The sequence below is a fragment of the Mesorhizobium sp. M0195 genome, assembly GCF_040322115.1.
Taxonomy (GTDB): domain Bacteria; phylum Pseudomonadota; class Alphaproteobacteria; order Rhizobiales; family Rhizobiaceae; genus Mesorhizobium.
This window is the reverse complement of record NZ_JAMYSV010000009.1, coordinates 133,311-158,523: the sequence shown is the minus strand read 5'-3', so window position 1 is coordinate 158,523 and position 25,213 is coordinate 133,311. Positions and strand designations below refer to the sequence as shown.

Annotated in this window: 26 protein-coding genes; 15 read left to right on the top strand and 11 right to left on the bottom strand. The window is 63.1% G+C overall.

Annotated elements, in window-relative coordinates:
• The first annotated feature begins 179 nt into the window (after nt 1-179).
• Nucleotides 180-2,612 carry a bifunctional diguanylate cyclase/phosphodiesterase gene (locus NKJ12_RS19250; RefSeq protein ID WP_352704437.1) on the top strand — a complete coding sequence of 811 codons (2,433 nt, stop codon included), beginning with the start codon at nt 180-182 and terminating at the stop codon, nt 2,610-2,612.
• A 2-nt stretch (nt 2,613-2,614) separates the two neighbouring features.
• On the opposite strand, the gene tlpA is transcribed toward NKJ12_RS19250, so the two are convergent.
• Nucleotides 2,615-3,298: a thiol:disulfide interchange protein TlpA gene (gene tlpA, locus NKJ12_RS19245; protein ID WP_352691040.1), complete on the bottom strand. Its 684-nt coding sequence runs from the start codon at nt 3,296-3,298 to the stop codon at nt 2,615-2,617.
• 35 nt (nt 3,299-3,333) lie between these two features.
• On the opposite strand from tlpA, the gene argH reads away from it, so the two are divergent.
• The 3 genes from argH to lysA all read left to right on the top strand — a co-directional run bounded on the left by argH (nt 3,334) and on the right by lysA (nt 6,298).
• The gene (gene argH / locus NKJ12_RS19240; RefSeq protein ID WP_352691041.1) at nt 3,334-4,734 is read left to right on the top strand and encodes an argininosuccinate lyase; all 1,401 of its coding nucleotides are present in this window, start codon (nt 3,334-3,336) and stop codon (nt 4,732-4,734) included.
• A gap of 71 nt (nt 4,735-4,805) precedes the next feature.
• Nucleotides 4,806-5,012 (top strand): hypothetical protein, encoded by a 207-nt coding sequence (locus tag NKJ12_RS19235; RefSeq protein ID WP_023677931.1) that lies wholly within the window; start codon nt 4,806-4,808, stop codon nt 5,010-5,012.
• 17 nt (nt 5,013-5,029) lie between these two features.
• Nucleotides 5,030-6,298: a diaminopimelate decarboxylase gene (gene lysA / locus NKJ12_RS19230; protein WP_352691042.1), complete on the top strand. Its 1,269-nt coding sequence runs from the start codon at nt 5,030-5,032 to the stop codon at nt 6,296-6,298.
• Nucleotides 6,299-6,308: 10 nt separating this feature from the next.
• Here the strand turns inward: lysA and NKJ12_RS19225 are convergent, their stop codons facing one another.
• Nucleotides 6,309-6,611 (bottom strand): ArsR/SmtB family transcription factor, encoded by a 303-nt coding sequence (locus tag NKJ12_RS19225; protein WP_352691043.1) that lies wholly within the window; start codon nt 6,609-6,611, stop codon nt 6,309-6,311.
• Between the two features lie 63 nt (nt 6,612-6,674).
• On the opposite strand from NKJ12_RS19225, the gene NKJ12_RS19220 reads away from it, so the two are divergent.
• Together NKJ12_RS19220 and NKJ12_RS19215 are read left to right on the top strand one after the other, a co-directional pair.
• Nucleotides 6,675-7,616, top strand: coding sequence for a threonine/serine dehydratase (locus NKJ12_RS19220; RefSeq protein ID WP_352691044.1), 942 nt, complete (start codon nt 6,675-6,677; stop codon nt 7,614-7,616).
• Nucleotides 7,617-7,828: 212 nt separating this feature from the next.
• Nucleotides 7,829-10,444 (top strand): TIGR02302 family protein, encoded by a 2,616-nt coding sequence (locus NKJ12_RS19215; protein WP_352704395.1) that lies wholly within the window; start codon nt 7,829-7,831, stop codon nt 10,442-10,444.
• A gap of 70 nt (nt 10,445-10,514) precedes the next feature.
• Here NKJ12_RS19215 and NKJ12_RS19210 read toward each other — a convergent pair whose 3' ends face one another.
• On the bottom strand, nt 10,515-11,372 hold the full coding sequence (locus NKJ12_RS19210; RefSeq protein WP_352649318.1) for a LysR family transcriptional regulator: 858 nt from the start codon (nt 11,370-11,372) through the stop codon (nt 10,515-10,517).
• 223 nt (nt 11,373-11,595) lie between these two features.
• Here NKJ12_RS19210 and NKJ12_RS19205 point away from each other — a divergent pair, with 223 nt between their 5' ends.
• Nucleotides 11,596-12,546: a DMT family transporter gene (locus tag NKJ12_RS19205; RefSeq protein ID WP_352704393.1), complete on the top strand. Its 951-nt coding sequence runs from the start codon at nt 11,596-11,598 to the stop codon at nt 12,544-12,546.
• 18 nt (nt 12,547-12,564) lie between these two features.
• Here NKJ12_RS19205 and NKJ12_RS19200 read toward each other — a convergent pair whose 3' ends face one another.
• The 3 genes from NKJ12_RS19200 to NKJ12_RS19190 all read right to left on the bottom strand — a co-directional run bounded on the left by NKJ12_RS19200 (nt 12,565) and on the right by NKJ12_RS19190 (nt 14,143).
• A complete protein-coding gene (locus tag NKJ12_RS19200) occupies nt 12,565-12,936 on the bottom strand; it encodes a response regulator (RefSeq protein WP_352691048.1) in 372 nt (123 codons plus the stop codon).
• A 191-nt stretch (nt 12,937-13,127) separates the two neighbouring features.
• Nucleotides 13,128-13,670: a hypoxanthine phosphoribosyltransferase gene (gene hpt / locus NKJ12_RS19195; protein WP_352687402.1), complete on the bottom strand. Its 543-nt coding sequence runs from the start codon at nt 13,668-13,670 to the stop codon at nt 13,128-13,130.
• 182 nt (nt 13,671-13,852) lie between these two features.
• Entirely contained in the window at nt 13,853-14,143 is a 291-nt protein-coding gene (locus tag NKJ12_RS19190) for a hypothetical protein (RefSeq protein ID WP_352683073.1), read from the bottom strand.
• Nucleotides 14,144-14,379: 236 nt separating this feature from the next.
• Here NKJ12_RS19190 and ftsE point away from each other — a divergent pair, with 236 nt between their 5' ends.
• The 3 genes from ftsE to NKJ12_RS19175 all read left to right on the top strand — a co-directional run bounded on the left by ftsE (nt 14,380) and on the right by NKJ12_RS19175 (nt 16,865).
• Nucleotides 14,380-15,039, top strand: a complete 660-nt coding sequence (gene ftsE, locus NKJ12_RS19185) for a cell division ATP-binding protein FtsE (RefSeq protein WP_023677923.1) — start codon at nt 14,380-14,382, stop codon at nt 15,037-15,039.
• A complete protein-coding gene (locus NKJ12_RS19180; RefSeq protein WP_352505094.1) occupies nt 15,032-16,015 on the top strand; it encodes a cell division protein FtsX in 984 nt (327 codons plus the stop codon). The genes ftsE and NKJ12_RS19180 overlap by 8 nt, the downstream gene beginning before the upstream one ends.
• Before the next feature lie 88 nt (nt 16,016-16,103).
• Nucleotides 16,104-16,865 (top strand): YdcF family protein, encoded by a 762-nt coding sequence (locus NKJ12_RS19175; protein ID WP_352704391.1) that lies wholly within the window; start codon nt 16,104-16,106, stop codon nt 16,863-16,865.
• Between the two features lie 30 nt (nt 16,866-16,895).
• Here NKJ12_RS19175 and NKJ12_RS19170 read toward each other — a convergent pair whose 3' ends face one another.
• A complete protein-coding gene (locus tag NKJ12_RS19170; protein WP_352704389.1) occupies nt 16,896-17,516 on the bottom strand; it encodes a pyridoxamine 5'-phosphate oxidase family protein in 621 nt (206 codons plus the stop codon).
• 132 nt (nt 17,517-17,648) lie between these two features.
• Here NKJ12_RS19170 and NKJ12_RS19165 point away from each other — a divergent pair, with 132 nt between their 5' ends.
• Together NKJ12_RS19165 and NKJ12_RS19160 are read left to right on the top strand one after the other, a co-directional pair.
• A complete protein-coding gene (locus tag NKJ12_RS19165) occupies nt 17,649-18,551 on the top strand; it encodes a LysR family transcriptional regulator (protein ID WP_352704387.1) in 903 nt (300 codons plus the stop codon).
• Nucleotides 18,552-18,659: 108 nt separating this feature from the next.
• Nucleotides 18,660-19,460, top strand: a complete 801-nt coding sequence (locus NKJ12_RS19160) for a lysophospholipid acyltransferase family protein (protein ID WP_352704385.1) — start codon at nt 18,660-18,662, stop codon at nt 19,458-19,460.
• A gap of 28 nt (nt 19,461-19,488) precedes the next feature.
• On the opposite strand, the gene NKJ12_RS19155 is transcribed toward NKJ12_RS19160, so the two are convergent.
• Both NKJ12_RS19155 and NKJ12_RS19150 read right to left on the bottom strand, forming a co-directional pair.
• Nucleotides 19,489-20,109 carry a LysE family translocator gene (locus NKJ12_RS19155; RefSeq protein ID WP_352704383.1) on the bottom strand — a complete coding sequence of 207 codons (621 nt, stop codon included), beginning with the start codon at nt 20,107-20,109 and terminating at the stop codon, nt 19,489-19,491.
• 78 nt (nt 20,110-20,187) lie between these two features.
• A complete protein-coding gene (locus NKJ12_RS19150; protein ID WP_352704381.1) occupies nt 20,188-21,135 on the bottom strand; it encodes an aldo/keto reductase in 948 nt (315 codons plus the stop codon).
• A gap of 332 nt (nt 21,136-21,467) precedes the next feature.
• Between NKJ12_RS19150 and NKJ12_RS19145 the strand changes: the two genes are divergently transcribed.
• Together NKJ12_RS19145 and NKJ12_RS19140 are read left to right on the top strand one after the other, a co-directional pair.
• A complete protein-coding gene (locus NKJ12_RS19145; protein WP_352704379.1) occupies nt 21,468-21,788 on the top strand; it encodes a hypothetical protein in 321 nt (106 codons plus the stop codon).
• Nucleotides 21,707-22,444 (top strand): zinc-binding dehydrogenase, encoded by a 738-nt coding sequence (locus tag NKJ12_RS19140; RefSeq protein ID WP_352704377.1) that lies wholly within the window; start codon nt 21,707-21,709, stop codon nt 22,442-22,444. Before NKJ12_RS19145 ends, NKJ12_RS19140 begins: the two co-directional genes overlap by 82 nt.
• 46 nt (nt 22,445-22,490) lie before the next feature.
• Here NKJ12_RS19140 and NKJ12_RS19135 read toward each other — a convergent pair whose 3' ends face one another.
• Nucleotides 22,491-23,024: a gamma-glutamylcyclotransferase gene (locus NKJ12_RS19135; RefSeq protein ID WP_352704375.1), complete on the bottom strand. Its 534-nt coding sequence runs from the start codon at nt 23,022-23,024 to the stop codon at nt 22,491-22,493.
• Nucleotides 23,025-23,138: 114 nt separating this feature from the next.
• Here NKJ12_RS19135 and NKJ12_RS19130 point away from each other — a divergent pair, with 114 nt between their 5' ends.
• On the top strand, nt 23,139-24,140 hold the full coding sequence (locus NKJ12_RS19130) for a DUF2125 domain-containing protein (protein ID WP_352704373.1): 1,002 nt from the start codon (nt 23,139-23,141) through the stop codon (nt 24,138-24,140).
• Between the two features lie 133 nt (nt 24,141-24,273).
• On the opposite strand, the gene NKJ12_RS19125 is transcribed toward NKJ12_RS19130, so the two are convergent.
• Nucleotides 24,274-25,209: a prephenate/arogenate dehydrogenase family protein gene (locus NKJ12_RS19125; RefSeq protein WP_352505086.1), complete on the bottom strand. Its 936-nt coding sequence runs from the start codon at nt 25,207-25,209 to the stop codon at nt 24,274-24,276.
• Between the last annotated feature and the right edge of the window lie 4 nt (nt 25,210-25,213).

The window sequence follows — 25,213 nt, the reverse complement described above, 5'->3', positions numbered from 1 at the left end:
TAAAGTGCACTCGCTACCGAAACCGGGCGTCAGAAACGACATCACCGCCTTTTCGGCGCAGCGGCATCGGTTTTCCCCCGAAAAGACCCGCCTCATGGCCTACGGGTTAACTATTCGTTAAAATCTCCAAGAGCTAATCCGTCACACCTCCCCTGTTAGTTTTGACCGAGTGAACCAGGATCCTGACGGTCTATAATTGTATCGTAAATCAGCACGACCTGAGACTGGTTGCGCTCGCCGCACTCGTCTGTGGAATTTCTTGTTTCTCAGCAGTTAATCTCCTTAAGCATGTCGGCCGATCGACCGAGCGAAACCGGCTTGTCTGGCTGATGATCGCCGCGGCCTCGACCGGGTTCGGCATATGGGCGACGCATTTCATCGCCATGACCGCGTTTACGCCGGGAATACCGAACGCATACAATCCGGGATTATCCGCCTTTTCGCTTGCCGCCGCCGTCATCCTGACCGCGCTTGGGATGTGGGTCGCCACCTTGCGCCGCGGCATCGACCATTTCCTCGTCGGTGGTGCCATTCTGGGCGGCGCCATCGCGACGATGCACTACATCGGCATGGCGGCTTTCGAGGTCGAAGGCCGGGTCGTATGGAACCTGCTCCTTGTCGCGATGTCGCTTCTGGCCGGCGTGACCCTTGCGGCACTGGCACTCCTGGTCGTTTTGCGCCGCCCGTCAGCAGTCGCGACTCTCGGCGGCGCCGCGCTTTTGACGCTGGCCATTTGCAGCTTGCATTTCATCGCGATGGCCGCGGTGTCGATCATTCCGGATTCCTCGATTGAAATATCCGAACATTCCATCGAGCCCATTTCCCAGGCCTTTGCCGCAGCGGTCGCCAGCCTTGTAATCCTTGTGCTGTCAGGTGCCGCGCTGTGGATCGATCTGCGCTTTCGCCACCAGAAGCTCGAGGCCGAGCGCATGCACGATCTCGCCAATGCGGCGGTGGAAGGTCTGATCGTTTGCGATGGCACCCGCATCGTCAGCGCCAATGACAGTATGGCGAAGCTGACCGGAACAGCGACAGCCACCCTGAACACGATGCAACTCGGCGAGCTTTTCGACGGACAGAGCGCAGCCGCTATGTCCGGCTTCGGCGAACAGGCGCAGGAAGCGAAATTAAGGGGCAGCGACGGCGCGAGAATTCCTGTCGAGCTGATCGCCAGGAAGATCACCTACTGCGGCAGGCCTCATACGGTGCTTGCCGTTCGCGACATCCGTGAGCGCAAGAAGGCAGAAGAAGAGATTCTCCGCCTCGCGCATTTCGATCCGCTTACCGGGCTTGCCAATCGGCGGAGCTTTTCTTCCCGGCTGGAAGCAGAAGTCGCCTCGATGGATCGTGGCGGCAAGGATGGATATCTGGCGCTCCTGCTGCTTGACCTCGACCGGTTCAAGCAAGTCAACGACCTCTACGGCCACAGCGCCGGTGACGCGATGCTGCAGAAGCTCGCGCACTGCATCTCCGGCATCCCGCGCAACGGACAGATGCTCGCGCGTCTCGGCGGTGACGAATTTGCCATCATAGCTCCGAACCTCCCCGACCCCTTGGCCGCAGGCCGGATAGCCGAGGACTTGCTGGCGGCGATCCGCGAGGAAAACAGGGTTTCGGTCGGCTCCGGCCTCGTCTCGGCCAGCATCGGCATCGCCTTCTTTCCGCTGGATGCCGAAGACCAGGCCGGCCTGATCAGCCATGCCGACACGGCACTCCATCGCGCCAAAACCGAAGGCAGGGACACTTACCGGTTTTTCGAGATAGCCATGGGCACCGCGGCCCGCGACAAGCGCGTGATGGAGCATGAATTGCGCCAGGCCATCGCCCGCAAGGAGTTCCACCTCGTCTACCAGCCTCAGAAGGAAATCCGCGGCGGCAGGATGATCGGCTTCGAAGCCCTGGTCCGGTGGCAGCACCCTGAGCGGGGTGATATTTCTCCGGCTGTTTTCATCCCCGTGGCCGAGGACAGTGGCGCGATCGCCCAGATCGGCGACTGGGTGCTGACGACGGCTTGTAACGATGCTGCTCGCTGGACAAATCCGCTGATGGTCGCCGTCAACGTCTCCGCCGTGCAGCTTCACAATCCGAACTTCAGCCGCAAGGTGCATGATGCACTGGCGAGGTCCGGCCTGGCACCCGGCAGGCTGGAACTGGAGATCACCGAAACAGCCCTGGTGAAGGATATGCCCCGCGCGCTGGCGGCCTTGAGGCAGGTCAAGGCGCTTGGCGTGCATGTAGCGATGGACGATTTTGGCACCGGCTACTCTTCGCTGTCCAACCTTAGCGCCTTTCCCTTCGACAAGATCAAGATCGACGGGTCGTTCATCAAATCGGTCGACAAGAACGCCCAGTTCGCGGCGATCGTCCGCGCCGTGCTGGGGCTTGGACGCGGTCTCGGCCTACCGGTCCTTGCGGAGGGCATCGAGACGCCGGGTGAATTGCAGTTCTTGGATGCCGAGGCTTGCGAGATCGGGCAAGGCTATTACCTCGGCAAACCGGCTCCGATCGAGACGTTCGGCGAACTGACGGGCGTGGCTGCTCCGGCAATCCGCACAGCCAGCCGACGCGGCGCAAGCATTGCCGTGCTCAAGCCGCGCCTGCGCACGGTCTGAGCCTATCCCGGCTGAAGCGCCGCCTCGACCAGACGCTTGGCATCCGGCCCCGACCATTCGGCCGGGCCGTTCATATGGGCGATGAGGCAGCCTTGCCCATCGATCAGCATGGTGACGGGCAGACCTAGCGCCAGGCCGCGCGTCTTGACGTCGTTGAACAGCGACATCGTGGCATCGCGATAGTAGCCGAGCGACTTGACGCCGGTGTCCTCCAGGAATTTCTTCGGTTTGGCATCGTCGCCGGCATCGACGTTGACGGCAACAACCTGAAACGCATCGCTGCCCATCTCCTTCTGCAGCGCATCGAGCGCCGGCATTTCGGCGCGGCAAGGTGCACACCATGTCGCCCACAGATTGAGCAGCACCGTCTTGCCGGCATGATCGGCGATCGTCGTCGGCTTGCCGTCGGGGCCGTTGAAGGCAAGGCTTTTCAGCGATTGCGGCGGATCCGCCGGCAAAAGCGCGGCAACCTGGCCGGTAGCAGCGGCGGCGATCTTCTTGGCACGGTCGGTCTTGGCGACGCAGGCGGCGTCGTCCTTGCCGCCGCCGGCGGCCACTTGCGCGGGCGCCTTGTTGCCAGAACTGCTTTCCCTGACATATACCGCGACCGCGCCGGCCAGCACGCCCGCAACCAAAGCGGCGAGGATGAGACGCAAAGCCGGGAAGAATCTATTGCCGTCTGCCATTTTTTAAAAACTGCTCCGGAGCACGGGTTATAGCGATGAACGACAAGAAGGCCAGCAACCAGATGTGGGGCGGACGTTTTGCCTCGGGTCCGGCCGCAATCATGGAAGCGATCAACGCGTCGATCTCGTTCGACCGCAAACTCTATGCGCAGGATATTCGCGGCTCGATCGCCCATTGCCAGATGCTGGCGCAAACGGGCATTATTTCGGCGGCCGATCAAGAAAAAATCACTCACGGGCTGAACACGATCCTGGCAGAGATCGAGACCGGCACATTCGAGTTCTCCACCAGGCTGGAAGACATCCACATGAATATCGAGGCCCGTCTGGCCGATTTGATCGGGCCCGCAGCTGGCCGCCTGCATACCGCCCGCTCGCGCAATGACCAGGTGGCGGTCGACCTCAGGCTGTGGGTCAAGGACGAGTGCTTTCGCGTCGCCGAGGCGCTGAAGGGCCTGATCACGGCGTTCCTGGATCGCGCCGAGGAGCATGCGGCAACGGTGATGCCGGGCTTCACCCACATGCAGGCGGCGCAGCCGGTGACCTTCGGCCATCACTGCATGGCCTATGTCGAGATGTTTGCGCGCGACCTGTCTCGCGTCCGCGATGCGATTGAGCATATGGATGAAAGCCCGCTCGGCGCTGCCGCCCTTGCCGGCACCAGCTTTCCGATTGACAGGCACGAGACAGCGAAGGCGCTTGGCTTCCGCGAGCCGATGCGCAATTCGCTCGACAGCGTTTCGGATCGCGATTTCGCGCTCGAGTTCCTGGGCGTAGCAGCGATCTGCGCGACGCATCTGTCGCGACTGGCTGAAGAGATCATCATCTGGTCGACGCCGCAATTCGGCTTCGTCAGGCTGTCGGATAGTTTCTCGACGGGTTCGTCGATCATGCCGCAGAAGAAGAATCCCGACGCTGCCGAACTGGTGCGCGGCAAGACCGGCCGCGTCACCGGGCACCTCGTCGGCTTGCTGACAGTAATGAAGGGCATGCCGCTGACCTATGGCAAGGACATGCAGGAAGACAAGGAATCCGTCTTCGACGCGGCCGAGACGCTCGACCTGATGCTGGCGGCAATGACCGGCATGGTGCGCGACATGACGGTGAACACCGCGGCGATGAAAAAGGCTGCCGGCGCCGGCTATTCGACTGCGACCGACCTCGCCGACTGGCTGGTGCGCACGCTCGGCCTGCCGTTCCGCGAGGCGCACCATATCACTGGCCGGGCGGTGGCGCTGGCCGACGACAGGAAGATCGGGCTCGACAGGCTTTCGCTGGAGGATCTGCAGTCCATTCACCCCGGTATCAGCGCCGACGTGTTTTCGGTTCTTGCCGTGCAGAATTCTGTAAAGAGCCGCACGAGCTTCGGCGGCACCGCGCCGTCCGAGGTGCGCAAGCAGATCCGCTACTGGAAAAAGCGGCTCGCCAAGGCGTAAGACGCGGGGTGCAATGGCCGCAAAACTCGGCTAGAAGCGGCTGCGGGCAACAGTTTCGGACGGATGGCACGATGACCGGAAGCAGGATTTTGGTGACGCTGACGCTGTTGGCAGCAATGGCCACCGTTGCGGCCTGCGGCAGGAAGGCTGCGCTCGATACGCCCTACGCGGCCGCCGTGCAGGCCCGCAAGGACGCCGAGAAGGCCAAGCAACCTTTGCCGCCGGAGCCGGAAAAACCTGTTGAGGACAAGAAATTCATCCTCGACCCGCTGCTCTGATTTTTCGGACCAATCTCGTGAACCATTTCGACTACCGCGACGGCGCGCTGCATGCCGAGGACGTGGCGATATCAGACATCGCCGCCAGCGTCGGCACGCCATTCTATTGTTATTCGACGGCGACGTTGACCAGGCATTTTCGCGTCTTCACAGAGGCCTTTGCCGGGCTCGACGCCCTCGTCTGCTATGCCATGAAGGCGAATTCGAACCAGGCCGTGCTGAAGGTGTTGGCAAGACTCGGCGCCGGCGCCGACGTGGTCTCGGAGGGCGAATTGCGCCGCGCTTTGGCGGCCGGCATTCCGGCAAGCAAGATCCTGTTTTCGGGCGTCGGCAAGACCGCGCGCGAAATGGATTTTGCGCTCTCGGCCGGCATTCTCTGTTTCAACGTCGAATCCGAACCGGAGCTGGAGCTGCTGTCGGCCCGCGCGACCGCGCTGGGCAAGATCGCGCCGATCTCGCTGCGCATCAATCCGGATGTCGATGCCAGGACGCACAACAAAATTTCGACTGGGAAGGCCGAGAACAAGTTCGGCATTCCCTGGCAGCAGGCACGAAAGGTTTATGCCCGCGCGGCTGAGCTGCCGGGCATCAAGGTCACCGGCATAGACACCCATATCGGCAGCCAGATCACCGAATTGCAGCCCTTCGACGAGGCCTTTGCGCTGCTGGTGGAGCTGGTCGGCGCCCTGCGCTCCGACGGTCATGCCATCGAGCACATCGATCTCGGCGGCGGCCTTGGCATTCCCTACCGCGTCGACAACAACCCGCCGCCTTTGCCCGATGCCTATGCCCGGATCGTCAGAAAGCATGTCGCCGAGCTCGGGCTGAAAGTGATGTTCGAGCCAGGCCGGTTGATCGTCGGGAATGCCGGCATCCTGGTCTCGGCGGTGATCTTCGTGAAGGAGGGCGACGCCAAGAACTTCCTCGTCGTCGACGCCGCGATGAACGACCTGATCCGGCCGACGCTTTACGACGCTTTCCACGACATCAAGCCGGTGGTGCAGCAGCCGGCCGCAGCACCGCGCATGAAGGTCGACGTCGTCGGCCCGGTTTGCGAGACCGGCGACTATCTCGGGCTCGACCGTGACCTGCCCCGGCTGAAATCCGGCGACCTGATCGCTGTCGCCACCGCCGGCGCCTATGGCGCCGTCCAGGCTGGCACCTACAATACCAGGCTGCTGGTACCGGAAGTGCTGGTCGACCGCGACCGCTTCCACGTTGTGCGCCCGCGCCAGACCTATGACGAGCTGATCGGACTGGACTCGGTGCCGGACTGGTTGGAGTAGAACTCTGCAGCTACAGGCGGTGCTGAATGAGCGCCCTGGTTTCGGCGATCCTGTTCTCGTTCCGGCGATAGAATGTCCACTGCTTGATGCGCTTGCTGCGCAAAAGCCCTGCCTGGGTCAGCACGCGCATATGTTCGCTGAGCGTCGCCTGGGTGATCCCCAGCTTTTCCGCGATCAGCAGCGCGCAGACTCCGTCGTCGACCAGATCGCCGTCCGCCTGCGGCGGAAAATGCGCGCGCGGGTCCTTGAGCCAGTCGAGGATCTGCAGCCTGCGCTCGTTGGCAATCGCTTTGAAGAGGTCGACCTCTTGCATTTAGCCACTTTGCCAAGTTACTAAGTAATGTCAACTCTGAATGTCAGCCCTGGGAGTGAAAGCATGCTGCACGGCCACACGATCACACGCGAGCGCATTGCGGCGATGGAACCACGCATCCGACCCTTCGTGCGCCACACGCCGGTGCTGCGCGTCGACATGGCCGATTTCGGCCGCCCGGCTCTGCCGGTCGACCTGAAGCTTGAGTGCTTGCAGCATTCCGGCTCGTTCAAGGCGCGTGGTGCGTTCACCAATCTCCTCGAACGGCCGGTTCCTGCGGCCGGCGTCGTCGCCGCATCGGGCGGCAATCACGGCGCCGCCGTCGCCTATGCCGCCATGCGACTCGGCCACAAGGCGACCATCTTTGTTCCCGAAGTGAGCCCGCAGGCCAAGCTGGACCGCATCCGTGGCTACGGCGCCGAGCTGATCGTCGGCGGCGCCCGTTATGCCGAGGCGCTGGCCGCCAGCGAGAGCTTCGCCGAAAAATCCGGCGCCCTGCAGATCCACGCCTTCAATCAGGAGGAGACGCTGGTCGGGCAGGGCACGCTCGGCCTCGAAATCGAGGCCGACCTGCCGAAGCTCGACACCCTGCTGGTCGCTGTCGGCGGCGGCGGCCTGATCGGCGGCATCGCCGCCTGGTTTTCCGGCCGCATCAGGATCATCGCTGTTGAGCCGGAGGGTGCGCCGACGCTTCATCGCGCGTTCGCGGCGGGCCGACCCGTCGACGCGCCGGCTGAGGGCGTCGCCGCCGATTCGCTCGCGCCAAAGCGTGTCGGCGAAATGATGTTTCCTATCGCCGAGGCATTCGTCGAGCGCTCGATCCTGGTCGGCGACGACGACATTGTCGCCGCCCAGGCGGCGCTGTGGGACCGCGTGCGAATCATCTCCGAGCCGGGCGGTGCGGCCGCCTTCGCGGCGCTCCTGTCCGGCCGCTACGCACCGGCTAGAGGCGAGCACGTTGCCGTACTGGTCTGCGGCGCAAACGCCAATCCGGCGAAATTCTGACAATATCCGGGGCATTATTGTTCACGTTTTGGGGAACCGCCTCGCCTTCGCCGTGTTTGTTGGTATCCTTAGGGCGATGTGCATCCGCTTGGACGCACGAAGTACGCGCTAAGATTTTAGGTCTTCGCATCGTGCTTCCCGGAAATCGACTTTTCGGGCCCATGCGATAGACTCGTGAGGCCTGGGCTATCCCGCCCGGCCAGGAAGGGCCGATGACGCAACGACCCATTTTCACCAGCGATCGCAGTCTGGCCAGGCGCCTTGCCTTGAGCCGGCTGGGGACGCAGGTCTCGATAATCGTCGAACGCGGCTGGCCATTGCTGCTGCCGCTGATCATCGTCGCCAGCCTGTTCCTCAGCATTTCGTGGCTCGGCCTGTTCCCATTTTTGCCCGATCTGGCGCGGATCGGTCTTATCACGGCATTCGGCGTCGCAGCGCTTGCCGCACTCTACCCGCTGCGTTTCTTCCGCACGCCATCCAGTGCCGAGGTCGACCGCCGCATCGAGGCGGCCAACCGGCTGCTGCACAGCCCGGTGCAGGTCCAGACCGATCGCCCGAGCGGCAAGGAAAGCATTTTTTCGCAAGCCCTGTGGCGCGAGCATCAGCGGCGCATGGCTGACCGGCTGGGCGAGCTTGGCGGCGACGTGCCGCGCACACGCGTGCCGGAACGCGACCCGTGGGCGTTGCGCGCCGTTGCCGCGCTTTTGTTGGTCACTGCCTTTGCCTTCTCCTTCGGGCCGTCGGGCGGCAGGCTGGGCGACGGCTTTGTTGCCCGTGCCGCCCGCGACGTCGTGCCGCCGCGCATTGATGCCTGGGTGACGCCGCCGGCCTATACCGGCAGGCCGCCGATATTCCTGAACGCCCCAGTCCTTGCCAACAACGCCACTCAAACGGCGCCGACCTTCACCGTTCCGGAGGGCAGCGATGTGTCGCTGCGCGTCACCGGCGGTTCGGGCGAGGAAACGCTGAGTTACGCCGACACCGGCGGCAACACCCGCGCCATCGATCCGACCGGGCCGCAAGCCGCCAAGACTGAGGCAGCTCCGGCAACGCCTTCCACCGTGCGCCAGTTCAGCGGCAAGTTGACGGCCGACGGCACGCTGACGCTGCAGTCCGGCGACGGCGAGCTCGGCCGCTGGGCCTTCGCCATAATTCCCGACAAGCCGCCGCAGATCCGCTTTGTCGGCGAGCCGAAGCGCGCCGTCAACGGCGCCTTCGAACTCAACTACCAGATTGACGACGACTATGGCGCGGCCTCCGCCAAGGCCGTTTTCGCATTGGCCGATCCGCAGGCACCCAACGCGCATCCGCTCTATGGCCCGCCGGAAATGCCGCTGACGTTGCCGCGCCGCGGCGGGAAGGCGAATGCCGCTAAGACGACGAAGGACCTGACCGACCATGTCTGGGCCGGTGGTAACGTCAAGCTGTCGCTTGTCGCCACCGACGGTGCCGGACACACGGCGACCAGCGAAACCAAGACGCTGGTGATGCCGGAGCGGCCATTCTCCAACCCGTTGGCGCGGGCTGTTGTCGAGCAGCGCCGCATGCTGGCGCTCGACGCCTATGCCAAGGACCGGGTGCTCGACCTGATGGATGCGATCACGCTCAGGCCCGAAGACACGTTCGACAACATGACGCACTACCTCGCCATCATGAGCGCCCGCACCCGGCTGAAGATGGCTGACAGCGACGACCAGTTGCGCGACGAGGTCGCTTACCTCTGGGAGATCGCGCTCGGCATCGAGGAAGGCAATCTGTCGGCGGCCGAGAAGCGGCTGCGCCAGGCGCAGCAGGCGCTGCAGGATGCGATCAAGAACGGCGCCAGCGACCAGGAGATCGAGAAGGCGATGAAGGAACTGCGCGAGGCGATGAACCAGTTCCTGCAGGAATTCGCTGCGCGGGCGCAGCAGAATCCGAATGCGCCACAGATGCAGCAGAACGGCCGGGAACTGCGCCAGAGCGACATCGACCGCATGATGGACCAGATCGAGAACCTGGCGAAATCCGGCAATCGCGACCAGGCGCAGCAATTGCTGTCTGAGCTGCAGGACATGATGAACAATCTGCAGGCAGGCCGCCAGCAACAAGGCGGTCAGCAGGACAGCGAGATGCGTCAGCAGATGGATAAGCTGGGCGAGATCATGCGGCGCCAGCAGGAGATGATGAACGACACCTTCCGCATGGACCAGATGCAGCGTGGCCAGCAACAGCGCGGGCAGAACCGCGACGAGCAGCTCGGCGAGAACGGTGAGCCGGGCCCGATGGACGAACAGGGCAAGCCCGGCCTGGGCGACGACCGCGATCCGCTCGGCCGGCCGGGGCAGATGACGCCGCAGGAATTCGCCGATGCGATGAAGCAGTTGCAGGAAGGCCAGGGCAAGCTGCAGAGCGAGCTCGATCAATTGAGGAAGAGCCTCGAAGGCATGGGCCTCGACTCCAATGAGGGGTTTGGCGAGGCCGGCAAATCCATGGGCAATGCCGAACAGGCGCTCGGCGAGGGCGAAGGCGACCAGGCCGTCGGTCACCAGGGCCGCGCATTGGAAGCCTTGCGCAGGGGCGCCAAGGACATGATGAAGCAATTGCAGGCAATGCAAGGCGACCAGGGCGGCAACGGCCAGGGCGGACGACAGCAGAATGCCGACCGTGACCCGCTCGGGCGGCCCCGCACCAGCGAGGGTCCCGATGACGGGAGTTCGGTGAGAGTGCCTGACGAGATCGACGTGCAGCGTGCCCGCCAAATCCTCGAAGCGATCCGCAAGCGGCTCGGCAATGCACTCAGCCCCGATATCGAGCGCAGCTATCTGGAGCGGCTGCTGGAGCTGAAGTAAGGCTGCCTGTATTCGGAAGATCGCCGCGCGCGGTCCGTGCTGGCCGCTACCGCCGGACTGAGCGGCATTCTTAACGGTTGGTGAACGCCTCGCGGATAGCCTCTTCCATGCCGTCGATAGCCTCGCCGGAAGCGTTCGGGTTGCGCCGCAGCACCACGTTCGAGGAATCGATGTCGCCGAACCCGTCGGCGGTCGTAAGCTCGCGGCAGCCGGCCGGGATGTTGCTGCGCGAGATCGGCGCAATCGCCAGCCCGGAGGTGACGGCGAGCCGCAGGCCGCCATTGGTATCGCTGGTGTAGGCGACACGATAGGCGAGATCGCGCTGTTCCAGCGACTTTATCGCGAAATCCTTGCACCAACCGGCACGGTTGTAGAGCGCGATCGGCACCGGCCGCTCCTCATGCATGTGATGCAGCTCTGACGTCACCCATACGGTCGGGTCATGCATCAGCACCTCACCCCCCGACAGATCCTGCCATTCGAACACCACCGCCAGATCGAGCTCGCCAGCGGCGAGCGCCGCGATCTGCGCACCGGAATGCGCGTAGCGGACGGTGATGTCGACCTGAGGATGGCGCTTGGCAAAGGCGCCGAGCGCGCGCGACAGGATCGCGTGGCCATATTCCTCCGGGATACCGATGCGCACCGGCCCGCCAAGCGGCGCCGCGACCATCGATGCCGCCGTCTCGTCGAGCAGTGAAACGATGCGCCTGGCGTTGGCGATGAGCTCGCCGCCGCGCCGTGTCAGCGCCACACCGCGCGAGCCGCGCTCGAACAGGCTGTCGCCGATCATCCCTTCAAGCTTCTTCATCTGCATCGAGACCGCCGACTGGGTGCGGCCGGCCCGCTCCGCCGCCTTGGTGAAATTGCCACTGTCGGCGACCGCCACGAAGGTTCGCAACAGGTCGCTGTCGAGATTGGGTCGCATGTGCCCGCCATAAGAAAATCTGATTGCTGGCATCATTCCAATTCGTTTGCAACATGTCGAACGGCGGACGATAGTTCGCCTTACCCATTGGATATGCGGCCGCGAAATCGGCCGCGGACCAATCAAAAGTCCTCACTCGTACCCGCTGCCCGAAATGGCGGCGGGTTCTTTTTACCCGGATGCAGGCCTGCGTTCGGCCGCGCACGCGGGGACAGGAGCGCCTATGCAGAATCGGCTTGTGCTCGGCATCCTCAGCCTCTGTCTCGGCGTACTGGTCTTTTCGCTGCAGGACCCGCTGGTCAAGGCGGTGTCGAGCCACTATCCGGTCACCGAGGTGATGGCGATCCGCTCGATCGTCGCCTTGCCGATCCTGGTTTTCCTCGTCCACGCCGATGTCGGATTGCAGGCAATCCTGTCGAAGCGGTTCGGCATGCTGACGATGCGCGCCTTCATCCAGTTCACCTCCTACACGGCCTACTATCTGGCAATCGCCGCCCTGCCGCTGGCTGACGCGGTGGCGCTCTATTTCATGGCGCCGCTGTTCATCATGGCGCTGGCCGGCCCCTATCTCGGCGAACGCGTGTCCTGGCAGGCGCTCGCCACCGTCCTGGTCGGCATGCTCGGCGTGCTGGTGATGGTGCGCCCGGGCGCCGGCTTGTTCGACTGGGCAGCGCTGCTGTCGCTAGGTTCGGCTCTGCTCTACGGTTTCTCGCAGCTGATGGCACGCAAGATCGGCGACACCGAATCCTCGACTGTCATGGCGTTCTATCAGAACGGCGCCTATCTGGTCGGCGCCGCCTTGGTGGCGGCATTGTTTTGGCTGGCAGGCATTGACCACGCCGTGCATCCGAGCCTCGAATTCCTCGTCCGGCCATGGGTCTGGCCGGCGACGCCGGATCTCCTCAAGATGGGGACATGCGGCTTCGTTGCCTCGGCCGGCATGATCCTGTTGTCGCAGGCCTACCGGCTGGCGCCCGCCAACAGCGTCGCCACCTTCGAATACACCGGTATCATCTGGTCGCCGCTATGGGGTTTTCTGTTCTTTGCCGAGGTGCCGCGACCAGCGACGGCGGCCGGCGCAGCCCTCATCATCGGCGCCGGGCTTTTTGCGCTCAATGCCGGCCGGCGCCGGAGCGGCGCGCCAGCCAATACGGCGACCTGCGACCCTGCCTGAAGGCGGTCGGCCTTGGGCTTAGGCGAAGCAGGCGAGCGCCTGTTCGACGCGGGCGCGGATTTCAGCCAGCGTGAACGGCTTTTGCACGACGTCGAGAATAATGCCGTCCAATTCCTCGGCGCGCTCGCGCTGGTCGGCATAGCCGGTCATCAGCATGATCTTCATCGCCGGGAACAGCGCTGCTGCCGCCTTGGCCATCTCGATGCCGTCCATCTCCGGCATGCGGATGTCGGACAGCACAAGGTCATAGCTCCCTTGCGCCGCCCGGATCAGAGAAAGGCCATGTGCGCCGTCCGCGGCGACAGTGACATTATGCCCGGCGCGCTCGAGCGCGCGAGCGGCGAGAGTGCGGACGGATTCATCGTCCTCGACGATCAGGAGCTTTGCCATGGGCAAGATATTTGGCGAGGAAAAGTTGATGTTTCCTGAAAGCCAGGAAGGCCATGAGGCCTTTTCAGAATTCGCTCCGCCGAGTCATATGACGTGGTTTTCGAGACCCGGAGCGGACGTTCGAGTCCGTGAGCACCGGAAGCGCAGAAAACCGCGTCAGATGACCGCCGGAGTAGAATTTTCAAAAGGCCTCAGGCGTCGCCCTTGACGATGCCGACGAACGGCAATTCGCGAAACGCGTGGGCGACGTCCATGCCATAACCGACGACGAAATAATCGGGGCAGTCAAAGCCGACATAGTCGGCGTTGAGCGTGGTCTGGCGGCGCATGCGCTTGTCGAGCAGCACGGCGATGGCACAGTTCCTTGCGCCGCGCGACAGCATGAGGTCGCGGGTGAAACTCAGCGTCTTGCCGGATTCCAGAATGTCGTCGATCAAAAGCACATCGCGACCGGCGACCTCGTTGTCGATGTCGCGCAGCACCCTCACCTCACCGCTGGTCGTGCCGGCGCCATAGCTGGAGATGAAGATGAACTCGACCTCCGGCGACAGGCCGACATCGTGCATGGCACGGATAAGATCGGCGGCGAAGATGAACGATCCCTTCAGCACCGAGATTACCAGAAGGTCGTGGTAGTCGTGCCCGGCGATCTCCTTGGCAAGTTCCAGGTTCCGCCGCGCGATGGCGGACGCCGAAAACAGGACTTCGATGTCCTTGCCGCGCACAACTGGCATTGGCTGCCCTTCCAGAATGATCGCCTTTGTAGGCGAAGCCGACCGAAACGGTCTTCAACCCGTTTCTAGGCATGTCGTGCCGTCTGGCAAGGCCAAATCTTTCGCAGGGCACCCGCGAACGGTCGGATGTCCCACCGTCGCGAATCGTTTATCTGGTGACCTGTTGATTTTCTGGCGCCGCTCTAACGAACCAGCGCATGGCCGCCCGAAATCCAGAAGGCGGCAAAGACGGCACCGACGCCGACAATCCAGAAGATCGGCCCACCATGCACCCACAACGGCCGTTCGACGGCGGTTTCGGGCTTGCGCAACATGTCCATGCCTTCGATCGAAGGCATGGAAATCATGCGCGCAGGCGGCGGCGCAAAGTCTTGACGTGTAAAATGGCGGGGCAGCACCTCATAGTCGGCATCGATGACCTCGGCGGTCACGTCGCGCATGATGCGTTCCGGCTCGGCGGCCGGATCGGTCATGATTTCGCCGGAAACCGGGCGCGCGGTTCGATCCTCAGCCATCATGGCCCAACACTACCGAACCTGTTCGCTGTTCGTTTCTTTTGGGTAAACGGAAATGGTTAACGCTTCCCCACCGGAACCCCTGTGACTCGCTCGAAAAGCCCCCAAATTAACCGTCGGTTAACCATGCCGGCCGATGGTCTTTCCACAGAAAGGGCTGGCATCTTGCCGCCGAGAATTTCAGGTCGTCGAAAGTGATCCGCTTCGAAAATGTCGGCCTCCGCTATGGCATGGGTCCGGAGATTCTCCGCGACATCTCCTTGCACATTCCGGAGCGCTCCTTTCAGTTCCTGAGCGGACCTTCAGGCGCCGGCAAGACGACGTTGCTGCGGCTTTTGTTCATGTCGCTGAAGCCGACGCGCGGCCTGATCACCATTTTCGGCAAGGACCGCTCGCGCATCTCGCGCACCGAATTGCCGCATCTGAGACGTCGCATCGGCGTGGTGTTCCAGGATTTTCGCCTGCTCGACCATATGACCACCTACGAGAACGTGGCATTGCCGCTGCGCGTGCGCGGCCGCGAGGAGGCGACCTATCGCACCGACGTCACCGAGCTGCTGAAATGGGTCGGCCTCGGCGAGCGCATGCATGTGCTGCCACCGGTGCTGTCTGGCGGCGAGAAGCAGCGCGCCGCCATTGCCCGGGCGTTGATCGAGCAGCCCGAGATCCTGCTCGCCGACGAGCCGACCGGCAATGTCGACCCGCCGCTGGCGCGACGCTTGCTGCGGTTGTTCATCGAGCTCAACCGGCTGGGCACCGCCGTGGTGATCGCCACACACGACCTCGGCCTGATGGAACAGGTCGACGCACGGCGAATGATCCTGGCCGGCGGAAGGCTGGACATCTATGACTGAGCTCTCCGTCGAACATTTCGAGGGTCAGGACGCCGCGGCGGCAAAGCCCCGCGTCCAGCGCAAAATGGCGCCGATCGTGCCGGCGCAGAACATCGCCGGCCGGGCGCTGGTGCTGGTCATTGCCATCATGACGTTTCTGTCCTGCCTGACGTTTGGCGCAGTCACGCTGGTGCGTGACACCGCCTCCGTCTGGGAGAACCAGATCTCGCGCGAAGCGACCATCCAGATCAAGCCGGTCGATGGCCTCGACATGGAGGCCGCACTTGCGCTTGCCTCGCAGATCGCCGGCGAGTTCCCTGGCGTGAAAAGCGCCAGGATCGTCGATCGCGAAGCAACGGCCCGACTGCTCGAGCCTTGGCTGGGCTCGGGCCTGAACATCGATGAGCTGCCGGTGCCGCGCCTGATCATCATCACCATTGACGAGAACAGTCCGCCCGATTTCGCCGCACTGCGTGCGGCAATCACGCCGAAGCTGCCGAGCGCCTCGCTCGACGATCATCGCACCTGGGTCGACCGGCTGGTTGCTATGGCCCGCACCACGGTAACGATCGGTATCGCAGTGCTGGCGCTGATGCTGTCTGCGACGGTGCTGACCGTTGTATTCGCGACGCGCGGCGCCATGGCCGGCAACGGCCACATCATCGAGGTGCTGCATTTCGTCGGCGCCGAGGCGCGCTTCATCGCGCGCGAATTCCGCCGGCATTTTCTGGTCACCGGCATGAAGGGCGCCGCGGCAGGCGGCGCCGCGGCGATCCTCGTCTTCATCGTCTTCTCCTGGTGGTCGTCACGCAATATGGCGACACCGCAGGCCGACCAGGCGACCGCCCTGTTCGGCAATTTCGCCATCGGCTCGGCGGGTTATCTCGGGGTCGCTGTCATGGTGCTGGTGATCGGCGCGCTGACGGCGGCAACCTCCCATTTCACCGTGGTTACCTATCTCAGCGACATCGATATTCGCCAGCCGGACGCCGGCTAAAGGAAAGATCGATCACGGATGAAAACGCCTCGTCACGAAAATTGCATTTTTTTCCTACCAAAGGCCGTATTTCGGGATTAACCATTTCATGATGGACGTTCGGGACTCGACCGATACCGCTGGGTGCATGCCAGTGCTGGTTGCGCGTCCGCATGAATTCGCCGGGCCTGATGAATTTGCCAAGCCGGATCAATCCGCCAAACATGGGCGGCTGCTGGCAGCCCGCTCCTTGCGCCTCTCGGCTCTCCTTCTGCTCGCCCTTGTGGCGTTGTTTGTCGCCGGCTTCGGCTGGTTCGCCAATACCGTCAGCCGTCTGACGACGCCCGCCAATCCGGCAAGGGCCGACGCTATCATCGTGCTGACCGGCGGCCAGTCGCGACTCGACGCTGCTATGGGCCTGCTTGCGTCAGGCAAGGGCGAGCGGCTGCTGATCAGCGGCGTCCATCCTTCCGCCAGCCGCCGCCAGCTTCAAGCCGCGACCGGTGGCGACAAGAGGCTGTTTTCATGCTGCGTCGACATCGACCGCGCTGCGCTCGACACGATCGGCAATGCCGAGGAAAGCGCCAAATGGGTCGAGGACCATGCCTACGGCACCGTCATTCTCGTCACCAACAATTATCACATGCCGCGCAGCCTGCTGGAAATGGGCCGGCTGCTGCACGGCGCAAGGCTCGAGCCCTATCCGGTGGTCAACACCAACCTCGAGAATGGCGGCTGGCTGACCAAGCCGGAAGCGCTGCGTGTACTGTTCACCGAATATAACAAATACCTGCTGGCGCTGGCCCGCGGCATCATGCCGGTGAAGCAAACCGAGAGCGTCGCGCTGGCCGACGCCGCAGGCGGAAGCTGAACGGCACCGGCACTTTTTATTCCCTGGCTCTTATTCCCTGGCTGCTGCATCCGATCGCAAGCGTGCGATCTCCTGTTCGAGCCGTTCGATGCGCTTGTCGCGTTCGCCCAGCGCCGCCGCCACGTCGGCCGCTTCGAAACGCTGCGGGATGTGCTGCGAGCAATTTGAATCCCAAGCCGAAACCGCAAACAGGATAACCTGCTCGGGTCGCGCCTTATAGTCTTGCGGCATCAGCTTTGCCGTCAGCTCGGCATCGCCCTCGACGACTTGCGCTTTGCCCCAGATCTTGATGCGCTGCCGGTGCGCATAATCGATCAGAAACAGGAAAGCCTGTGGGTTGTCGCTGAGGTTGCCCTGGGTGATGAACTGCCTGTTGCCGGAAAAATCGGCAAAGCCGATCGTCCGTTCGTCGAGCACCTTGAGGAAACCGGCAGGCCCGCCGCGATGCTGGATGTAAGGCTGCCCGTCCGCATTGGCGGTCGACAGAAAGACGCTGGTCTGCGCCTCGATGAAGGCGGCGAGATCGGGCGTGATTGCCGCCTGCCAGCCGCCACGCTCCTCGATACGGGCATAGGCATGGCGCGAGCCCTTGCGGGCCTGGATCGCCTTCACCGTCGGGGTGAATGCGACATCGCTGGTGTGAGCGTTCATGAATATCTCCTTAGGCGCCGAGTGCGCTGCATTGTTCGCTTACGAGAATAGGGCCTTCCGTCTTCGAGATGCAGATGCCATATCTGCAACCTATCCTTCCGTTTTTCGGAAGGGCAAATTTTCGGTAGAGCTATGGATCGCCTCCAGTCCATGTCGCTTTTCGTTGCCGCGGCGGAGACAGGCAGCCTCTCGGCTGCCGGGCGTCGCTTCGGCATTCCGCTGACGACGGTCAGCCGCAAGGTTTCGGACCTGGAAAAGCACCTGAAGACACGGCTGTTGAACCGCTCGGCGCGGCAGCTGTCGCTGACCGATGCAGGCCACGCCTATCTCGCCGCCTGTCGTCGCATTCTCGATGAGATCGGCGAGGCCGAGCGAATGGCCGCCGGCGAATACAGCGCCCCGACCGGCGAACTGATCGTCACTGCGCCGATCGTCTTCGGCCGCCTGCATGTGCTGCCGGTCGTCACCGGCTTCCTCTCCGTCTATCCCGAGGTAAGTGTGCGGCTGACACTCGCCGACCGGATAACCCAGCTGATCGAAGAGCACATCGACCTCGCCATCCGCATCGGCGAGCTTGCCGATTCGAGCCTGATCGCCACCCGCCTGGGTTCAATCCGTCGCGTCGTTTGCGCGAACCCGGCCTATCTCGCCGAGCACGGCACACCGAAAACGCCGCAAGAACTTGCAGGACACAGTGCAATCACCTTCGAAGGGCTCACCGCCGCCAGTTGGAGCTTCGCCACCGGCAAGGCTGAATTCAGCGTGCCGGTCCGCTCCAGGTTACGGGTCAACACGGCTGAGGCAGCAATCGATGCGGCGATTGCCGGCGTCGGCGTGACGAGGCTGCTTTCCTACCAGATCGCCCCCGCCGTCCGGTCGGGTACGCTGCGCCCGGTGTTGCAGGAGTTTGAGCCGGACCCATGGCCGGTGAGCCTCGTCCATGCCGGCCAGGGGCTTCTGCCGGTGAAGCTGCGTGCATTCCTCGACTTCGCCGCCCCGCGCTTGAAGGAGCGGCTGGCACAGTCGACGTGGTAAATTCAGAGCAAAGGAGCGGACACCGGCTCATTGCCGGCCACTGCACCGTTTCCTTTTTGCCGGCGCTTGGTGTAACCAACGCACACCTCCTCACCGGGCACTTGCTGTATGCTCTATTTCCGCTCGCTGGCGTTCAATCTCGCCTTCTACCTCAACTTGATCGTCCAGATGATCCTCTGGACTCCGTATTATTTCCTGTCGCCGCGCCATCGCGCCTGGTTTGTGCCGAAATTCTGGTCGCGCACCAGCATGTGGCTCTACGACAAGATCGCCGGCACCAGAAGTGAGATCACCGGCCTGGAAAACCTGCCTGAAGGCTCCTTCATCCTGGCGCCGAAGCACCAGTCCTTCTGGGACACGATCGCTTTCCTGCCGTATCTCGACGATCCCGTTTACATATTGAAGCGGGAGCTGACCTGGATCCCGTTCTTCGGTTGGTACATCTTGAAGATGCGGATGATTCCGGTCGACCGCGGCAGCCGCTCGAAGGCATTGAAGATGGTTATCGCCGCGACCAAACAGGAATTGGCGCGCAATCCGCGCCAGCTCATCATCTATCCCGAGGGCACGCGCCGTGCGCCGGGCGACGAACCGGTCTACAAATACGGCATCGTCGAACTTTATGCGCAACTTGGCATTCCAGTGGTGCCCGTCGCTCACGTCGCCGGCCTCTATTGGCCGCGCCGCAAATTCCTGCGCTATCCCGGTACGATCAAGGCGCGCTTCCTGCCGCCGATCCCGCCGGGCCTCGGCAAGGAAGAATTTATGCACCGGCTGATCGCCGAGACGGAAGCCGCCTGCGACCAGCTCCTCGTCGAGGCGTCGCAGACGCCGAACCCGCCGCCGATGCCGCCGACGGCGGTGAAAAGGCTTGGTGAGCTGGACGCGAAACGTGAATTGAAAGGCTGAGACACCCCGCCGCGAACACCAGAAGGGCTCACGGCAAGACAGCCAGGCCGGCTGTTGCAATCAGCGTCACGGCAAACACCAGATTGATGATCCGCGACGCCAGCGGTTTGCGCAGCAAACGTGCAAAAGCCGCGCCGGCGAGAAGCCACAAGAGATGAATGGCAACGATCATCAAGGCGAGGACCGCCAGCTTGGCTGAAATAGCAAGACCGCCGGCGCCGGAAGACGCGCCAGCAAACACGGCGGCAATCGCCACATAAGCTTTCGGATTGGCAACGGCCAGAAGGAACCCGCCAAGGAAAGTGGGAAGCGCTGCCCTACCGACGCGTGCCGCCAGTGGCGGCGCCGTCGCTATCTTGAACGCCAGATAGAGGATGTAGGCTGCCGAGGCGACCGCCAACAGCGCTGCGAGCTTCGGCAGCGCGGTGAGAACGGCCATGATGCCCGTCGCCACCACCAAAAGCACGAGGACCGTGCCGACAACGATTCCCGAGGCATAACGGAGCGAATCGCGCAGGCCGAACGCGGCGCCGATCGCGGTGACACTTATCGTCGCCGGCCCGGGGCTGCCCATAACGATGGCCGATGCCAGCACAAGCGCCAGCAATTGCTGCCATAGCTGCTGATCGAGAAGACCCTGTCCGGCCATGCGACGTCCCTGCATCCTGCGACGATGCAGGGACGGTAGGGCAAGGCAGCGGCGCCGGTCTTGAACGATCGTGCGCGGCTATGCGCTGCCCTTGTCGAGCTCGGCGATATCGTCCGGGCTGAGCTGCAACGACGCGGCCCGCACCAGGCTGTCGAGCTGGTCGAGCGTCGTCGCGCTGGCGATCGGAGCGGTGACGCCGGGCCGCGCCCTCACCCAGGCCAGCGCCACTTCTGCCGGCTTGGCCGAATGTCTGGCCGACACGGCATCGAGCGCTGAGAGGATGCGCATGCCGCGCGTGTTGAGATGGCCTTTCACACCGCCACCGCGCGGGCTTTTGCCGAGGTCGGACTCGCTGCGGTACTTGCCGCTCAAAAATCCCTTGGCGAGGCTGAAATAGGTGATGACGCCGATGTCCTCGGCCACGCACAGATCGCGCAGCGGACCATCGAAGGACGAGCGGTCGTAGAGGTTGTACTCCGGCTGCAGCACCTCGTAGCGCGGCAGGCCGCGCAGGCTTGCCACGTCGAGTGCGGCGCGCAGTTGGGCGGCGTCGAGGTTGGAGGCACCGGCATAGCGGATTTTGCCCTTGTCGAGCAGTTTCTGATAAGCGCCGAGCGTTTCCTCATACGGCGTCGCCGGGTCGGGCCAATGCGACAGATAGAGATCGACGGTATCGACCTGCAGCCGCCTCAGGGAGGCGTCGATGGCCTTTTCGATATAGGCGGCGGAAAGGTCCCTCTTGCCCTGCCCCATATCCGAGCCGACCTTGGTGATGACGACGACCTTGTCGCGGTTGCCGCGGCTCTTCATCCATCTGCCGATGATGGTTTCGGATTCGCCGCCCTGGTGGCCGGCAATCCAGCGCGAATAGGAATCCGCCGTGTCAATGGCGTTGAAACCGGCCTCAATGAAGGCATCGAGCAGGTCGAACGAGGTTTTCTCATCGGCGGTCCAGCCAAACACGTTGCCGCCCAGAACCAATGGCGCGATGGATAGGTCGGTGCGACCGAGACGACGTTTCTGCAAGACTGATCTCCATGGTGATTCATGCTGGGGCGGATGGGAGCCGCCGACCGGGCTAACCTATGTCGCGCCGTGGCAACGTCAAACGCATAGCCTCTTTGCCACCCCGCCGGCGCTTCACAAAGCCGCGACCCGCCGCGCCGTGTCCGGCTCAAGGCGCTGGTCCCGGATATCCAAACCAGCAGCCTCTGAAGAAACGATCTGGCAAATTTGGCACATAGATTTTCAAATCTGCCAATTCTGACTTTTGCCAGCCGACCGTAGGTTTCCGCCGCGCCGACGCGGTCGGCCGGGCCCAGACTGTTGGCCTGGGATCATTTGTTATGGAGAACGGCATGAAAGCAATCGTATTTGACGCCATCGGTTCGCCGCGCGACGTGCTCTACATGGACGACCTGCCGATGCCGCGCATCGGCGACGGCGAGGTGCTGGTCAGGATGGTCTCGGCTTCGATCAATCCGGGCGACTTCCTGTTTATCCAGGACCTCTATCCCGAACCGAAGAAGCCGCATTTTCCCCGGCAGATCGCGGGAAACCAGGTGCCGGCATCGTCGAAGCCGTTGGCGCGAATGTCTTGCTGGAACCGGGCACGCTTGTCGCGTTCAGCTATTATGGCAGCTGGGCCGAGTACGCGGCCATTCCCGCCGAATGGCTGATCCCGTTGCCTGCGGACTATCCGGTCGAACGCGCCGGGCAGATGGTGAACCCCATTACCGCGTGGGATCTGCTGACGGATTCCCGTGTGCAGCCCGGCCAGTGGCTGGTCACGGCCGGCTATTCGTCGATTTCGACAATGGTGATGCAGTTCGCCCAACGACGCGGCATCAACGTCATCGCACTTGTGCGGCGCTCGCACCAAAGCTTCGACCTGAAGACGCTTGGCGCCTCTGCCATTCTTGACCTTTCGGACTTGAAGGCAAGTCTCCGGGAAGCGGTGATGGATATCACCGGCGGCGCCGGATTGAACGGGATTGTCGACAATGTCGGCGGACCTGTCAGCGGCGAATTGATCCGCACCCTGGCGCTCGGCGGGCAGATGGTGATCAATGGCGGAATGAGTGCTGAGCGCTTCGAACTGCACAATTTCGATGTGCTGCTGAGCGGCGTCGAAATCAGGGCAAATATCTATCGCTACTTCTTTTCGCCGCCTGCCGAAGCCGACCGGCCTGTCCTACGCGAGATCATCGACATCTTTGGCCAGCCGGGCTTCCACGTTCCTGTCGGCGGTCTCCACGCGCTGACCGAGTTCAAGCTTGCGGTGGCAAACAGCCTGGATCGCGCCGATCTTGGTAAACAGATTTTCAGGATGTAGCCCGCGTCACGACACCGAAAACATCATGGTAACGCGATAAAAGGCGCTATGTCGTGATCCGTCTCGTCACGTCTTCCAGCCAATGATCGCTTATACCCAGTGCTTCGAGGTGCTCCAGCGTGCTGAGCACGTAATCCTCATTCCTCCCCGACTGGCCGACGGCGCCGCGAACGACGGCCGCCGCCTCGGCCGGGTCGAGCGCACCGGCATATTGCTCATGGCTGCGGTCCACGACATAGGCGATGGCTTCGACCGTCCCGCTCCCATCCGTTTCACTCTTGTCGAGGCGAACGCTGAGCACACGTTCGAGATAGACGTTGGTGACCAGCTCGCGTTCGCGCAGATAGGTGATGGCCTCGTTGCGCAGCTCGCCTGGGACCCGGAACGCCAGCCCGATGCAGGAGCCGCCGCGGTCGAGTCCGAGCACCAGGCCCGGCCGTTCGCGCGTGCCGCGATGCACGAAAGAATAGACACAGAGCGAACGGCGGTAGCCATGCAGGTGGGCACGCCGCGTCTCGACATGCGCGAATCCAGGCCGCCAGATCAGTGAGCCGTAGCCAAAAACCCAAAAATCGCCCATATCGCCAAGCCTGATTGTGACGAGCCACTCCACCGGTGGTGTTTCAGTCCGTCTACCTGTTGTTGCCGCAAGCGACAGCCCGCCCGTGCCACCCGCGTTAACGAAAGCCGCAGCATGACGTCAAGTGACGAGCGCCCGCCGCCCAGCCAGCGTCGCCGCCTGTTGTGGCTTGCCGCTTTCATTCTCGTGCTGTTCGGCATCTACAGCGCGGGCTGGTTCTACCTGGCGGATCTGGTCGAGAGCGCCACCGATAAGGCGGTCGCCGATCTCGATGACAAGGGCATCAAGGCCGACTGTGCCAATCTCGCGGTCAGCGGCTACCCCTTCAGCTTCACCCTTTCCTGCGACAGTCTGGCTTACGAGGACGACAGCCGCAACGTCGCGGCATCGACAGGCAAGATCAACGCTGCCACCCAGATCACGCGGCTTCTGTCGCCTGCCGCCGAGTTCAGGGGGCCACTCAGGACCTCCGTTCCCGGCATGACCCCGCTCTGGATCGACTGGGATGATCTGCGGGCCGACATGAAGCTGTCCTGGCCGCTGCCGAGACGCCTCTCGCTGCAGGCAGAAGGCCTGTCCGGCCAGACCGATCCGGCAGACGATGCCGATCCCGTCTCGCTGTTCAGCGCCGGAACTGCCAGCGGGCAATTGCGCCCAAACGGCCCGGACATCGACTATGCCGGCAATTTCACCGATCTCGAAATCGACGCGGCGGCCATCGACGGGCGCGTCTTGCCGCCGCTCGATGGCAGCGGCGATGTGACGCTGAAGAACGGCGTGATGCTGATCATGGCAAACCCGAAGAGCCTGCGCGGCCTCGCGGCCGAAATCCACGAGCTCGATCTGTCGTCCGGAACTGCGCGCATCACCGTTTCCGGACCGCTGTCGGTCGATGACGACGGTCTCATAAATGCCGATCTGACGATCAAGCTCAATGATCCAAAGGCCGTGGCGGCGATCCTTGCCACCGCCATCCCCGAGCAGAAGAAAGAGATCCAAACCGGCTTTGCCGGACTGGCGCTGCTCGGCAACCAGCCGTCGATGCCGCTGAAGATCGTCAAGGGCAAGGCCTCGCTCGGCTTCATCCCGCTCGGCAAGATCAAGCCGCTCGACTAGAGTAATTCCAGGAAAAGTGTGAACGGTCTTCCGTCCGGAATTGCGCAAAAAAAAAGAGACAGAGCGGTTCGGCGTTTCCGTGAAACGATAAACCGCTCCAAGCCTGTCTGGCCTGCGATCGGCCTGCCGCGGCTTATCCCTTCGGCGGGTGTTCGACTGCCTGGCGACCGAAATCCGGTACGTCGATGTCCTGGCCGGCCTCGATGATCGAGCGGCGGACGGCGCGGGTGCGGGTGAACAGGTCGAACAGCTTTTCGCCGTCGCCCCAGCGGATCGCCCGCTGCAGCGAAGACAGATCTTCCGAGAATCGCGCCAGCATTTCGAGGATGGCATCCTTGTTGTGCAGGCAGACGTCACGCCACATGGTCGGGTCGGACGCCGCGAGACGAGTGAAGTCGCGAAAGCCGGAAGCCGAGTATTTGATGACCTCGGACTTGGTCACCGACTCCAGATCGTCGGCGGTACCGACGATGTTATAGGCGATGATGTGCGGCAGATGCGAAACGATGGCCAGCGTCATGTCGTGATGCTGCGGGTCCATCGTGTCGATGTTGGAGCCGCAGCGGCGCCAGAATTCCGAGAGCCTTTCCAGTGCCGCGGGATCGGTGCCGGGCAGCGGCGTGAAGATGCACCAGCGGTTCTCGAACAGTTCGGCAAAACCGGCATCCGGTCCCGACTTTTCGGTGCCGGCCAAAGGATGGCCGGGAATGAAGTGCACGCCATCAGGCACATGCGGCTGCATCTGCGCGATCACCGATGCTTTGGTCGAGCCGACATCGGTGAGGATGGCGCCTTTTTTCAACGCCGGTGCGATCTCTGCGGCGACGGTACCCGAAGAGCCGACCGGCACCGAAACGACGACCAGATCGGCATCGCGAACCGCCTCTTTCGCATCCGTCGTGTAGGTGTCGCCGAGGGCGAGTAGGCTCGCCCGCGCCAGCGTCGCTTCGCTGCGCGTCGAAATCGCGACTTGGCCGGCGAGGCCCTCACGGCGGATGACGCGGGCCAGCGACGAGCCGATCAGGCCGATGCCGACCAGCGCGATCTTTTCGAACATCGGTGAGGTCATGGTG